Annotated in this window: 7 protein-coding genes; all 7 read right to left on the bottom strand. The window is 75.5% G+C overall.

Translation table 11 applies throughout. The features are described 5' to 3' along the window. Positions 1-30: 30 nt before the first annotated feature. On the bottom strand, positions 31-3885 hold the full coding sequence (locus tag CFP65_RS03905) for a Pls/PosA family non-ribosomal peptide synthetase (protein ID WP_254552211.1): 3855 nt from the start codon (positions 3883-3885) through the stop codon (positions 31-33). Positions 3886-4113: 228 nt separating this feature from the next. Further along, a complete protein-coding gene (locus CFP65_RS03910) occupies positions 4114-5943 on the bottom strand; it encodes a condensation domain-containing protein (protein ID WP_158702009.1) in 1830 nt (609 codons plus the stop codon). 22 nt (positions 5944-5965) lie between these two features. Continuing rightward, on the bottom strand, positions 5966-7519 hold the full coding sequence (locus CFP65_RS03915) for an AMP-binding protein (RefSeq protein WP_254552212.1): 1554 nt from the start codon (positions 7517-7519) through the stop codon (positions 5966-5968). A gap of 14 nt (positions 7520-7533) precedes the next feature. After that, positions 7534-9366 carry an asparagine synthase (glutamine-hydrolyzing) gene (asnB, locus tag CFP65_RS03920; protein ID WP_104814763.1) on the bottom strand — a complete coding sequence of 611 codons (1833 nt, stop codon included), beginning with the start codon at positions 9364-9366 and terminating at the stop codon, positions 7534-7536. A gap of 118 nt (positions 9367-9484) precedes the next feature. Then, positions 9485-10720 (bottom strand): MFS transporter, encoded by a 1236-nt coding sequence (locus tag CFP65_RS03925; RefSeq protein WP_104814764.1) that lies wholly within the window; start codon positions 10718-10720, stop codon positions 9485-9487. Further along, positions 10692-11663 carry a RimK family alpha-L-glutamate ligase gene (locus tag CFP65_RS03930; protein ID WP_158702010.1) on the bottom strand — a complete coding sequence of 324 codons (972 nt, stop codon included), beginning with the start codon at positions 11661-11663 and terminating at the stop codon, positions 10692-10694. Before CFP65_RS03930 ends, CFP65_RS03925 begins: the two co-directional genes overlap by 29 nt. Before the next feature lie 163 nt (positions 11664-11826). Beyond that, a complete protein-coding gene (locus CFP65_RS03935; protein WP_254552213.1) occupies positions 11827-13251 on the bottom strand; it encodes a glycosyltransferase family 39 protein in 1425 nt (474 codons plus the stop codon). Positions 13252-13454 lie beyond the last annotated feature (203 nt).

A 13454-nucleotide genomic window follows, 5' to 3' on the forward strand; every position in this document is an offset into this window, starting at 1 on the left:
GGGCTTCCTGCGGGCCGGGGTCGGTGGTCGTCACGTGGTCTGCCAGGCCTCGATGGGGTTGCCCAGCCACCGCGTGTCCGCGGGGACGGACTCGGCTCCCATCACCAGCGAGGCCGGGCCCAGCGTGCTGCGCTCGCCCACCGTGCTGCCGGGCAGCACGATCCCGCCCGGGCCCAGGGTGGCGCCCTCGCGGAGGACCACAGTATCCATCCTCATGATCCGGTCGTGGAAGAGGTGGGTCTGCACCACGCAGCCGCGGTTGATGCTGACCCCGTCGCCCAGGGTCACCAGGTCGGCCTCGGGCAGCCAGTAGCTCTCGCACCAGACGCCCCGGCCGACCCGGGCGCCCAGCGCGCGCAGCCAGAGGTTCAGCACCGGCGTGCCCGGCACCGCGCCGACCAGCCACGGCACCGCGAGCACCTCCACGAAGGTGTCGGCCAGCTCGTTGCGCCAGACGAACCCGCTCCAGAGCGGGTGCTCCACCGCGCGGAACCGCCCGACCAGCACCCACTTGGCCACCACCGCGACCAGGCAGGCCACCGTGCCCGCCGCCAGCAGCACCAGCCCGGAGACCAGCGCGGCGACCAGCGGCGACCAGGCGGCGCAGACCCGGGCCAGCACGGCGGCGGTCACCAGGCCGAGCGCGCCGGAGGCCAGCACCGGCAGCAGCCGGCCGACCTCCACCAGCCCGCGGGCCCAGAGCAGCCGGGCCGGCGGCTCGTAGGTGAGGCTCTGGTCGGCCCGGTCGGCCGCGCGCGGCAGCTTCATCGGCGGCATGCCCAGGTACGAGCTGCCCTTCTTGGCCTTCTCCGGCGTGGCCGAGAGCACGCCCACCAGGCCCCGCTTGGGCACCGAGCGGCCGGGCGCGGTCATCCCCGAGTTGCCCAGGAAGGCCCGCTCGCCCACCTTCGCCTCGCCGAGCCGCACCCAGCCGCCGCCCAGCTCGTACGGGGCCATCAGGGTGTCGTCGGCCAGGAAGGCGCCGTCGCCCACCGTGGTCAGGCTGGGCAGCGCGAGCACCGTGGAGACCTCGGCGCCCCGGCCCACCTTCATGCCCAGCGCCCGCAGCCAGTACGGGGTGACCAGGCCCGCGTACAGCGGGAAGAGCACCTCGCGGGCCTGGTCCATCAGCTGGGTGACCGTCCAGGCCTGCCAGCCGACCCGGCCGTGCACCGGGTGCACGCCGGTGACCAGGCCGAGGCTCAGCACCCGCACCAGGGCCACCAGCTGCGCCGCGTACACCGCGCCGAAGGCCAGCGTGGCGGGCAGCAGGCCGAGCAGCGCGCCGCCGAGCGCCTCGCCGAGCGGGGCGCCCTGCGGGACGACCAGCGCGAGCACCGCGAGCGCGGCCAGGCCGGGCAGCACCGGCAGCAGGCTGAGCAGGGCGCCGCCCGCGCCGTACAGCGCGGCCCAGCCGGCCCGGCGCGGCGCGCGGGCCTTGGGCCAGAACCGCTCGGCCCGGCCCAGCTTCACGGCCGGGGCGCCGCCCCAGCGCTGACCGGTGGGCACCTGGCCGGTGACGCTGGAGCCGGCCACCACTTGGGCGTTCTTGCCGACCTTGGCGCCGGGCTGGAGCGCTGAGCGGGTGCCGACGGTGGCGCCGGAGCCGACCTTGAGCGGGCCGACCTCCAAGCGGTCGCCGTCCAGCCAGTAGCCGGAGAGGTCCACCTCGGCCTCCACCGCGCAGCCCCGGCCCAGCTTGAGCATGCCGGTGACCGGCGGCAGCGAGTGCAGGTCGACCTCGGGGGCCACCTTGGCGCCCAGTGCCCGGGCGTAGCGCACCAGCCAGGAGCCGGAGAGCGCGGTCGCCCCGGTCACCTCGGCGAGGCGCTCGGCCGTCCAGAGCCGCAGGTGCACGCTGCCGCCGCGCGGGTAGCTGCCGGGGCGCAGGCCGCGCAGCAGCAGCCGGGCACCGCCGGCCGCGAGGGCCAGGCGGCCGGGCGGGGAGTACAGCGCCAGCGCGCCGGCGCCGACCGCCCACCAGGAGGCGGTGGGCGCCCAGGGGAAGTCGCCGAGGTGGGTCAGCAGGTTGCCGGCGGCCAGCAGGGCCACCGTCCAGCGCAGGCCGACCACGGTGAAGAGCGGGATCAGCAGCAGCAGCTGGAGCAGCTTGGCCTTGGCGGGCACCAGGGCCACCGTCCGGGCCTCGCCGCTCTCGGCGCCGGAGCCCTCCAGGTGCCGGGCCAGCTTGCGCAGGGTGGGCTGCTGGTAGATGTCGAGCACCGCGACGTTGGGGTAGCGGGTGCGCAGCAGGGTGGTGAGCCGGGCGGCGGCCAGGCTGCCGCCGCCGATGGCGAAGAAGTCCTCGCGCGGGCCGCTCACCTGGACGCCGAGGATCTCGGCCCACTGCTCGGCCAGCCAGGCCTCGGTGCCGTAGAGCTGCTCGCTCGGCCCGGCGGTCTCCAGCTCGGGCAGCGGCCAGGGCAGGGCGCCCCGGTCCACCTTGCCGGAGGTCCGGGTCGGCAGGGTCTCCACGGGGGCCAGCAGCGGCACCAGCGCGGCGGGCAGCTCGGCCCGCAGCCGCTCCACGGCCTGCTCGCGGTCGAAGCCGTCCTGGATCACCAGGTAGCCGACCAGCAGCTGGTTGCCGCCGCGCGCCGTCCGCACGGCCGCCGCCGCCCCGGCCACGCCGGGCAGGGCCTGCAGGGCCGCGTCCACCTCGCCGAGCTCGATCCGGCGCCCGCCGAGCTTGATCTGCTCGTCGGTGCGGCCTAGGAAGAGCAGCCCGGCCGGGTCGGCCTGCACCAGGTCGCCGCTGCGGTAGGCGCGCCGCCAGCCGAGCGAGTCCAGGGGGGCGTACTTCTCGGCGTCCTTCTCCGGGTCCAGGTAGCGGGCCAGGCCGACCCCGCCGATCACCAGCTGGCCGGCCTCGCCCAGGGCCACCGGCTCGCCCGCCTCGTCCACCACGGCCAGGTCCCAGCCGTCCAGCGGCAGGCCGATCCGCACCGGGCCGTCGCCGGTGAGCAGCGCGGCGCAGGCCACCACGGTGGCCTCGGTGGGGCCGTAGGTGTTCCAGACCTCGCGGCCTTCGGTGACCAGGCGCTGCACCAGCTCGGGCGGGCAGGCCTCGCCGCCGAAGATCAGCAGCCGGACCTCGTTGAGCGCCTCGGCCGGCCAGAGCGCGGCCAGGGTGGGCACGGTGGAGACCACGGTGATCTCCTGCTCGGCCAGCCACGGGCCGAGGTCGGCGCCGCTGCGCACCTGCGAGCGGGGCACCGGCACCAGGCAGGCGCCGTGCCGCCAGGCCAGCCACATCTCCTCGCAGGAGGCGTCGAAGGCCACCGAGAGCCCGGCCATCACCCGGTCGCCGGGCCCGATCGGCTCCTCCTGGAGGAAGAGCGCGGCCTCGGCGTCCACGAAGGCGGCGGCGTTGCCGTGCGTGACGGCCACGCCCTTGGGCTTCCCGGTGGAGCCGGAGGTGAAGATGATCCAGGCGTCGTCCGCCACACCGGGACGGCGGGCTTCGGCGGCCGGGCGCTGTGCCGTGACCTCGAGCGAGCGCTCGGCCCCGAGCACGGCGGCCACCTCGGCCTCGCCGAACACCAGCTGGGCCCGCTCTTCCGGGTCCTCGGCGTCCACCGGCACGTACGCGGCCCCGGCCGCCAGCACCGCCAGGATCGACACGTAGAGGTCGTTGGTCCCCGAGGGCACCCGCACCCCGACCCGGTCGCCCGCGCCGATCCCGGCCGCCGCCAGCCGCCGCCGCAGCTGCTCCACCTCGGCGGCCAGCGCCCGGTAGGTCAGCACGGAGCGCCCGTCGTCCAGCGCCGGCTCGCCCGGGTGGTCACGGACGGTGGCCTCCAGCAGGTCGACCAGGGTGCGCGGTACGGCGGCCGGGCGGCCCGGGAAGAGCGCACGCTGCGGCAGGTTCGGTTCGGCTGTCATGGCGCCCATCTGCTCCTCGCTTCGGACAACCCGACCGATGCTAGCCCGGGCCCGAGCGGCCCGCCCAGGCTCCGTCAGCACCCAACTGGCCGATGGACCGTCGAATCTGACGATCAGTCAACCCACAATGCCCCTTGCGGCACGTACATCTGACGGACCGTCAATCGTTTTGACGGTCCGTCAGATCGAATCGGGAAAAGTGATCCACGCCACAGCGATCGCTGCTCCTTACGGGCGGTGCCCGCCCGCAGGGCCCGTCACCAGCCGTACCTCGGCCACCTGGGGCCATCCCGAGGGCCACACCCCGCGGACGGCGCGGCGCCAGGCCCGCAGGTCCGTGCCCGCCGTCTCCAGGGTCACCGTGGCCCGCAGCGCCCCGGCCTCACCGGTCAGCCCGACGGCGGCCGAGCGGACGCCCGGCAGGCCCGCCAGCGCGGCCTCCGCCTCGGCCAGGTCGAGCCGCCGGCCCATCCAGTCCCGCAGCTGCCCGGCCGTCCCGAGCAGCCGCACCCGACCGGCCGAGTCGATCCAGGCGCGCCGGCGGCCCACCCGCCCGTCCCCCGCGAAGGCCAGCAGCCCCGGCACCCCCTGCGGCAGCCCTCGTCCCTCGGCCGTGACCACCCGGTACCGCCGCCCGGCCACCCCGCCGACCAGCACCTCCTCCCCGCCCACCCGCAGGCCGTACCCGAGCACCCCCAGCACCTCGTCCCGCACCGCCACACCCGCCACGCCCGCCGGCACGACCACCTCCGGCCCGGCCTCGAACAGCTCCGCCACCGGCCGCCCCGGCTCCGCCGTGAGCGCCGCCAGCAGCCGTGCGTACCCCGCCGTGAACCGCCCGGCGGCGGCGCCGTCCAGCGCGAGGGTCGAGTGGTCCAGCCGCCCGTACGCCGCCCCGCCCTCCCGCCGCAGCTGCAGGGTCAGGTCGAAGGACTGGGTCGAGTTCGGCGCGAAGAAGTCCCACTCGCATGCCAGGCCCGGCACCTCGCCGAGCTCCCGCACCACCCTCGGGTACGACACCCCCACCCCGTCGAAGGCGCCCCGGGTCACGTCCACCCCGTGCCGCTGCCGGAGTTGCCGCAGCACCCAGCCGAACGGCACCCGCCGGTACCGCTGCACCAGGGCCAGTGCCCGCCCGCTCACGGCCAGCAGATCGGTGAAGCTCGCCCCGGCCGGGATGTCCAGCAGGCAGGGCACCACGTTCACCTGGAGACCGATCTGCTCCCGGGTGCCCGGCTCGCTGGTGTCAGCCGGGATGCCGAGCACGAAGCGGGTGTTCCCGTACTCGTGCAGCCGCGCCGCCACCCCGGCCACCAGCCCGGTGAAGAAGCTGACCCCGGCGGCCCCGGTCAGCGCGGCCAGCCGGGCGCAGGTCTCGGCGGGCAGCTCGAACCGGGGCGTCGGCTCCACCACCCGGCCGCCCGCCGGCAGCGGGCTCTCGCGGCGCGGCAGCACCAGGCCGGGCAGGTGCGGCAGGTCGGCGGCCAGCCAGTGCTCGACCACGGCCGCCGCCTCGGCGTCGATCGACGGGTGCTCGGGCAGCGCCACCGGCTCCCGCTCCCGCAGCCCCGCCGGCGAGCGGAGCTCGCCGAGCGCCTGCAGGAAGCGGCGGGCGAAGACGAACTTCGACCGGCCGTCGAAGGCGATGTGGTGCACGGCGACCACCAGGGTGCGCCGCTGCCCGCCGTGGTCGAGCAGGGCGAAGGCGATCGGCGGCTGCTCGGTCAGCCGCCAGGGCCGCAGCCGGTGCGTGCGGTGCCACTGCCTGGCGACCGTCAGTTCCGCCCCCGGCGGGGCCGGCACCGCCACCGTCTCGAAACGGAGCACCCGCTCGGCCGGGTGCACGGCGATCCGCGCCGGGCCGCCACCCTCCCCCGGCACCACCAGTCCGCGCAGCTGCGGGCTCTGCGCACAGACCGCCAGGCAGGCGGCCCGCAGCTGCCCTGCCGTCACCGGACCCCGGACCAGCACCGAGAAGATCCCGCCGTTGACGCTCTCGGGGTGCAGCAGTTGGTCCAGCCACATCGACTCCTGCGCGGGCGAGAGCCCCACCAGCACCGGCTCGGATGAAGACTCGGGCTCAGCGGATGGGGGTCCCGGTGCCGTCGAGTTCACGTCGCGCCACCTTCCCGCTGGCCAGCAGCGGCAGCTCGGCCACCCGCAGGAAGCGGGCGGGGATCATGTACTCGGGCAGCTCGGCCGCGCAGGCGGCCCGCAGCGCGGCGGCGTCCGGGCCGGCCGCGGCCGGATCGAGCACCAGGTAGCCGTGCAGCGTGGTCGACCCGGCCCGGCTGCGGCCCACCACGGCCGCCCGCCGCACCCCGGGCAGCCGGCTCAGCACGGCCTCCACCTCCCCGGGCTCCACCCGGTAGCCCCGCACCTTCAGCTGGTCGTCGCCGCGCCCGAGGAAGTGCAGCAGACCGTCGGCCAGCCGCACCCGGTCGCCGGTGGCGTACACCCGCCGCACCACCCCGTCCCAGCCCGCCACCTCGCGGAACCGCTCCGCCGTCAGCCGCTCGTCCCCCAGGTAGCCGAGCGCCAAGCACCGCCCCGCGACCAGCAGTTCGGCCTCCTCGCCCTCGGCGAACGGCCGCACCAGCCCGCCGTCCTCACGCAGCAGCTCCGCGCCGACGGCCGGGCCGCCGAGCGCGGGGTGTGCCGGCCAGCCGGCCGGGTCGCCGCTCAGCCGGTGCTCGGTCACCAGGTGGGTCTCGCTCGGGCCGTAGTGGTTGACCAACTCCGCGTCCAGCGTGGCGAACAGCGCCCGCACCTCGGCGTTGACCACCAGCCGCTCGCCGGCCACCACCACCTCGCGCAGGGCGGGCAGCCGCCGGCCGGTGGCGGCGCAGGCCACGGCCAGCGCGTGCAGGCCGGTGACCGGCAGGAAGCTGCGCACCACCCCGTGCCGGTGCAGCAGCTCGGCCAGCAGGAAGGGGTCGCGCCGCTGCTCCTCGTCGGCCACCACCAGGGCCGCCCCGGCCACCCAGGTGGCCACCAACTCCTGGTAGCCCACGTCGAATCCGACCGAGGCGGCATGGCTGGTCCGGGGCAGCTCGGCGCTGCGCCAGCCCGCGCAGTGCCACTCGGCGAGATCGGCCAGCACCACCGTGGGCACCGCCACGCACTTGGGGTCACCGGTCGAGCCGGAGGTGGTCACCACGTACCCGAGCGGTCCCTCCTCGGTCAACTGCGCACCACGCAGCAGCACTTCGCCGATCTCGACCTCCGGCACGCCGTACCCGCCCGGCGCCACCCCCGGCCCGCGCAGCACCAGCGCCGTGCCGGAGAGCTCCACCACCCGGGCCGCCCTGGCCGCCGGCTGGGCCGGATCCAGCGAGTTGACGGCCGCCCCGGCCCGCCAGATGCCCAGCACGGCCGCACAGCGCCACCACCCGCGCGGCGCCAGCAGCCCGACCGCCTGCCCCGGCCGGACCCCGCGCGCGGCCAGCCCGGCCGCGATCTCCCCGGAGAGCCGGTCGAGTTGCCAGTAGCTGTACGCCGCCTCCCCCTCCACCACCGCGACCCGCGCGGGGTGGGCCGCACAGGTGGCCACCAGCACGTCCACCAACGACCAGGCCGGCCGCACCTCCACGCTCCCCGTAGCCACGGCCACCACCGCCCCTTCCGCGCTCACCGCGCTCCCGGCACTCACAGCGCCACCGTCACGCCCGAGGAGAGCCAGTGGTGCAGCTGGATCGCCGCCTCCACGCTCATCCGGGTCACCCCGGCCCGCAGCCCGAACGTCGGGTCCTCCAGCGCGGCTTCGACCCGCCCCGCGTCCAGCAGCTCGTTCACCGGTGCGTCCTTCTCGGCCCGGATCGCCCGCAACTGCTCGCGCAGCGCGACCCGGTAGGCCGGGTCCTGCACGGTCGGGTACGGCGACTTCTTCCGTTCGAGCACCGCCGTCGGCAGCAAGTCCCGTACGGCGGCCCGCAGCAGGCTCTTCTCCCGCCCGTCCGCGACCTTCATCGCCCAGGGCACGTTGTAGACGTACTCGGCGAGCTCGTGGTCGCAGAACGGCACCCGGCCCTCCACCGAGGCGGCCATCCCGAGCCGGTCCTTGCGGTCGAGCACCACGCGCAGGTAGCGGGTCATGTTGAGGTAGGTGAGCTCGCGCATCCGCCGCTCCGCCGGGCCCTCCTCCCCGGTCAGCGGCACCTCGGCCAACGCCTCGCGGTAGCGGGCCCGTTCGTGGCCGGGGAAGTCCAGCGCGGCGTACAGCCTGCGGTCGAGCAGCCCGGAGAGGAACTCCATCCGGTGCGAGGCGCCGAGCCAGGGGAAGGTCTCGGCCCGCACGTAGAACGGGTCGTGGAACCAGACGTAGCCGCCGAAGAGTTCGTCGGAGCCGTCGCCGGTGAGGGTGACGGTGGAGTGCCGGCGCACCTCCTGGGAGAGCCGGTACAGCGAGACGTACATGTCCAGGCCGGCCGCCGGTCGGTCCATCGCGCGGACCACCTCGGCCTGCGCCTCCGGGTCGGTGAGCTGGGCCTGGTCGACCAGCAACTCCCGGTGCTCGCTGCCCAGATGGGCCGCCATCCGGGCCACGTACGGGGCGTCGGCCGAGTCGTGCACCTCGTCGGGGCGGAAGTGGTCGAGGTGGTAGGCGAACTCCATCGAGAAGGTGCGCAGCGGCCCGCCGACCACCTGCCGGGCCAGCGCGCAGACGGCCGAGGAGTCCAGGCCGCCGGAGAGCATCGAGGAGATCGGCACGTCGGCGGCCACCTGCCGGTCGACGATGTCCTCGAGCAGCGCGCGGACCCGGCGCTCGGTGGTGGGCAGGTCGTCGGTGTGCCGGGCCGGGGTGAACTGCCAGTACCGGGCGCGGTGCAGGCCGCCCCGGCCGTAGCGGACCAGCTCGCCGGGCACCACCTCGCGCATGCCGCGGAAGACGGCGGCGCCGGGGGTGGGGGTGAAGGAGAGCGCCTCGAGCAAACCGGCGCCGTCCACCACGGGGGCGATCAGCCCGGTGGTGAACAGCGCCTTGGGCTCGGAGCCGAAGGCCAGGCCGTCCGGGGTCTCGGCGTAGTACAGCGGGTAGATGCCGAACCGGTCGCGGACCAGCAGCAGTTCTTCGCGCCGCACGTCCCAGACCGCGAAGGCGAACATCCCGCGCAGCCGCTCGGCGCAGCCCGCGCCCCACTCCTGGTAGGCCCGCAGCACCACCTCGGTGTCACTGCGATCGCGGAACTCGTGGCCCCGGCGCCGCAGTTCCTCGCGCAGCTCGACGAAGTTGAAGACCTCGCCGGTGTAGCCGAGCACCACCGTCTCGCGGCCCTCGGCGTCGGTGGCCACGGCCGGCTGGTGGCCACCCTCCAGGTCGACCACCGCCAGCCGGCGCGGGACGAACCGGGCCCGGGGCGAGCTCCACTCGCCCACCGCATCGGGCCCGCGCAGGGCGAGCGCCCCGCGCATCGCGGCGCCGAGCTCCGGGCGTTGGGCGAGGTCCGTGGTGAAGGAGACCAGACCGACGATGCCGCACATGGCGCGAGCTCCCTACCGCCGTGACGCAACGTCACGAACCTTGACCGGCCGGTTGATCGGTGACCGATTGAACAATTCACCCGCAACCCCGTCAAGGCATGCCGAAGGCCACCGGGCGTCAACAACCTGCCATCGCGGCCGGGCCGGCCGGGCGCGGATGGAGCAGGCCGATGGTGACGGCCGCGACGGCGGAGACGGTGCCGCCTAGGGCGAGGGCAGCGCGCGGCCCGGCGTCCTGGGCGATCCAGCCGATGACGGGGGCGACCAGCGGGGTGGTGCCCAGGGTGGCGAGCAGGTAGAGGCTGGTGACCCGTCCACGCATGCCCTCGCCGGCCTCCAGCTGGAGGCGGGCTTTGGCGGCGGTGAGGAACACGAGCATGGCGGTGCCCGTCGGCACCAGCAGCACGAGGAACCCGATGCACCCGGGCATCAGGGCGCACCCGGCCTCCAGCGTCCCGAAGGCCAGCGCGGCGGCGGCCAACTGCCGCCCGCCGGTGCGGGGGTGGCGGATGGCCAGGAGGGAGCCGATCACCGAACCGGCGGCCAGGGCGGTGTTGCCGAGCCCGAACACGGCGGCCGGGGCCCGGTAGACCTGGGTGATCATCAGCGCGGTGGTGATCTGGAAATTCATGCCGAACGCGGCGACGACCGCGACCAGTACCAGGGTGAGCATGATCGGGCGGTGGCCCCGGACGTACGCCAGGCCTTCCCGTACCTGCCGCTTCGCGCGGGCCACCGCCGGCGCCGGACGGACGGCCCCGGGGTCCGCGCGCAGCAGGCAGGCGATGACGACCAGGTAGGAGAGGGCATTGGCGAGGAAGGCGGGGCCGGGACCGAACGCGAGGATGAGCGGACCTGCCAAGGCCGGACCGGCCATCCGGGCCAGGTTGAGGACCGCGCTGTTGACGGCGAGGGCGCTGACCAGCTGCCCGGGGGCGACGGACTCCGCGAGGTACGCCTGCAGGGCCGGCTTGTCGACCGTCATGGTCAGCCCGAGGGCCAGGGCCAGCCCGTAGACCGCGTCCAGCCGGGCCGTGCCGGTCGCGACGAGCAGAGCGGGGATGAGGGCGAGGGCGGCCATCACCGCCTGGGAGAGCAGCAGGATGCGCCGGGTGCAGTACCGGTCGACCAGGACTCCGCCGTAGGGCCCGAGCAGCAGCAGCGGCAGGAACTGCAGCGCGGTGATGATGCCCAGGACGGTGCCGCTGCCGTGCGACAGGTGGAGAGCCAGCCAGTCCTGGGCCACCTTCTGCATCCAAGTCCCGGTGTTGGAGACCGTCTGCCCCAGGGCGAAGAGCCGGAACCTCGGGCTGCTCGGCGGCCGCCTACGACTCGGCGGACGTGGGATGCGCACGGACTGGCTCCTCGGGTCGCCGACTGGCCGGCAGCGGGCCCCCGGTGCTCCTCAGGCGGGCCCGGAAGGCGGCCACCAGCGCGGCGGGCACCCCCGCCAGCTCGGGCCGGCAGCTGACGTTGGCGTTGACCTCGCAGACCACGAACCCGCCACCGGGGGCGAACAACAGGTCGACCCCCGCGACGGCGAGCCCCATCGCGGCGGCGGCCCGGACGGCGAGCTCCTCCCCCTCGGGGTAGCGGCCCGGACAGGGCGCAAGAGTGCCTCCCAGTGCCAGATTGGAGCGGAACTCCCCCTCGGCGGCGGTCCGTACGCCCGCTGCGGCGGCGTGGCCGTCGACCACCACCACCCGCAGGTCCCGGCCGTGCGAGTGCCCGATGTACTCCTGGAGCAGGGAGGCGGTGTCCTCACCGAACCGGCCGTGCAGGGCCCGCAGCGCCGCCGGATCGGGTGCCAGGAACACCTGCTCGCCACGGTGGCCCCGCACCGCCTTCACCACGCACGGCGTCCCCAGGCTCGCAGCAGTCACCTCGTGGAGGGGAGTCCCCCCGCCCATCCGGCTCTCGGGCACCGCGAGCCCGGCCGCAACGAGCCGCTGCAGTTGCCAGAACTTGTCCTGGCAGGCCAGCACCGCGTCCGCCGGATTCAGCACCAGGCTGCCCATCGACTCCAAGTGCCGCAGCAGCGCGATCTCCCGGCCCGCACCCGCTCCGGGAGTCCGCACCCGCCCGTAGACCACCTGTGGCGCCGTCACCTCTCCGCCGTCCGAGCCGTGCAGCGAAAGCCCGCCGCGCCCGGCCCCCATCACCAGCTCCGCGCTGCGCACCACCGCGAACCGATCGCCGAACTCCCCGGCCAGCGCGGCCGTGATCCGCCGGGTGAACGGCCCCGACAGACCTGCCCCCAGCAGCAGCCACAGATCGGCCTCGCGCCTCGTCGGCACCGGACAGTCCTCACCACTGTCGGCCACGGACACCCCGACTCCTCCAGATCGACCCGGCGGGCGGACACGCCCCCGCCCCGACGATCCCCTGCCGAGCCGGGCTGCGGTGCGCGAAACGCCGTGGGCATCCCCCGGACGGCTCCCCCGTCAGGAGCCCGGCTGCTCAGTAGTAGTGCCGCAGTTGGGGCCAGAGCTGCGACCACGGCCGCGACGGACCGGCGCAGAGCACCACGGCCGCGTGCTGCTCCTGGTTGGCCACGCCCTGCCCGGTGTCCACTTCGCCCACCGGTCGACAGTCGGTGAACTGCCGTTCCACGGCGCCGAATCCGGCCGGGTGCACCAGCAGCACCGGGCCGGCCTGCCGGTCGGCGGGCGGCCCCCAGTCGGCCAGGCTCATGTGGCCCGAGTACGGCCCGGGCAGCCCGAGCCCCGGCCCGTACCGGGCCAGCGCGCCCGCCTCGCCGTAGTTGGCGGCGAACAGCACTGCGGTGTCCCGCTGTTCGGGCGGGATCTGCGCCCAGCCCCGGGCCGCCGCCGAGGCCAGCTGCGGCCAGCCGACCTGCTCGGCCGCCTCCGGGTAGATCCAGCCGACCGCCACCAGCGCCTTCGGCGGCAGCACCGGCAGCGTGATCACCACATTGACCAGCGCGCCCACCAGCAGCCCGGCCGTCACCACCCGGCCGGTGCCGCGCGGCTTGGCGCAGCCGGCCGCCATGAGCACCAGCAGCAGCGGCACCGCGTAGTACGCCTTGCCGCCGAAGCGGCTCAGCAGCCAGAGCAGCAGCGGGTAGGCGAGCGGGTAGGCCCGGGCCCAGCTCAGCTCCGGCTCCCGGCGCAGCCTTCGCGCGCCCCGCAGGACGAGCGGGACCACGGCCGGGGAGAGCAGCACGAGCTGTAGCGGGAGCAGCAGCCAGCGGTTCTGTTCGCCGTCCTTGTCGGTGATGCCGTTCGCCACCGTGAGCTGGGGCCAGCCGTGGGCCGCCTCCCAGAGCAGGTTGGGCAGCGCGACGAGCACGGCCAGCGCCAGGCCGGCCGGCAGCCACCGGCTGAGCAGTGCGCGCCGGGGCCCGGAGACGAGCACGGCGGCGAGCAGCGCGAGCCCGATCAGCAGCACCAGGTCCTTGTTCAGCAGGGCGAGCCCGGTGGCCGCCCCGAGCGGCAGCCACCAGCGGCCGTCCCCGGTGCGCAGCAGCCGCAGGCCGAGCAGCAGCACGCCGAGCGAGGCCGGCAGATCGGCCGAGCTGGTCAGCAGCAGGTGCCCGGTGGCCAGCACGAAGGCGGAGCCGGCCGTGGCCCAGGCCGCGAGCAGCTGCCCGCGCCGCTCGCCGCCGAACTCCCTGGCCAGCAGCGCGACCAGCACCACGTCCACGCCCGCGAGCAGCGCGGGCAGCACCCGCAGCGCGAGCGGGCTGTCGCCGAGGGCCAGCTCCGAGAGCCGCGCCAGCCAGGGCGTCAGCGGCGGCTGGTCCACGTACCCCCAGGCCAGGTGCCGCCCGGCCAGCAGGAAGTACAGCTCGTCCCGGTGGTACCCGTACCGCCCCGCCAGTGCGAGCAGCAGCACCACCACCCCGGCGGCCACGCCGGCCACCGGCCGCCACCCGAATCCCGGCAGCTCAATCGGCCCGGCCCTCGGCGGTATCGGCTCCGGAGCCGCAGCCGCACCGCCCTCCGTGCTCTTCCCCCGTGTGTTCATCCCGGGAGTCTCGCACCGCTCCCACCTGCACGGAAGCCCCTCGTTCGGAAACCTCCGGACGCCCGGTACCGCCCCACCGCCCCTCGTGGGAAGCTGAC

This window comes from Kitasatospora sp. MMS16-BH015 (genome assembly GCF_002943525.1).
Taxonomy (GTDB): Bacteria; Actinomycetota; Actinomycetes; order Streptomycetales; family Streptomycetaceae; genus Kitasatospora.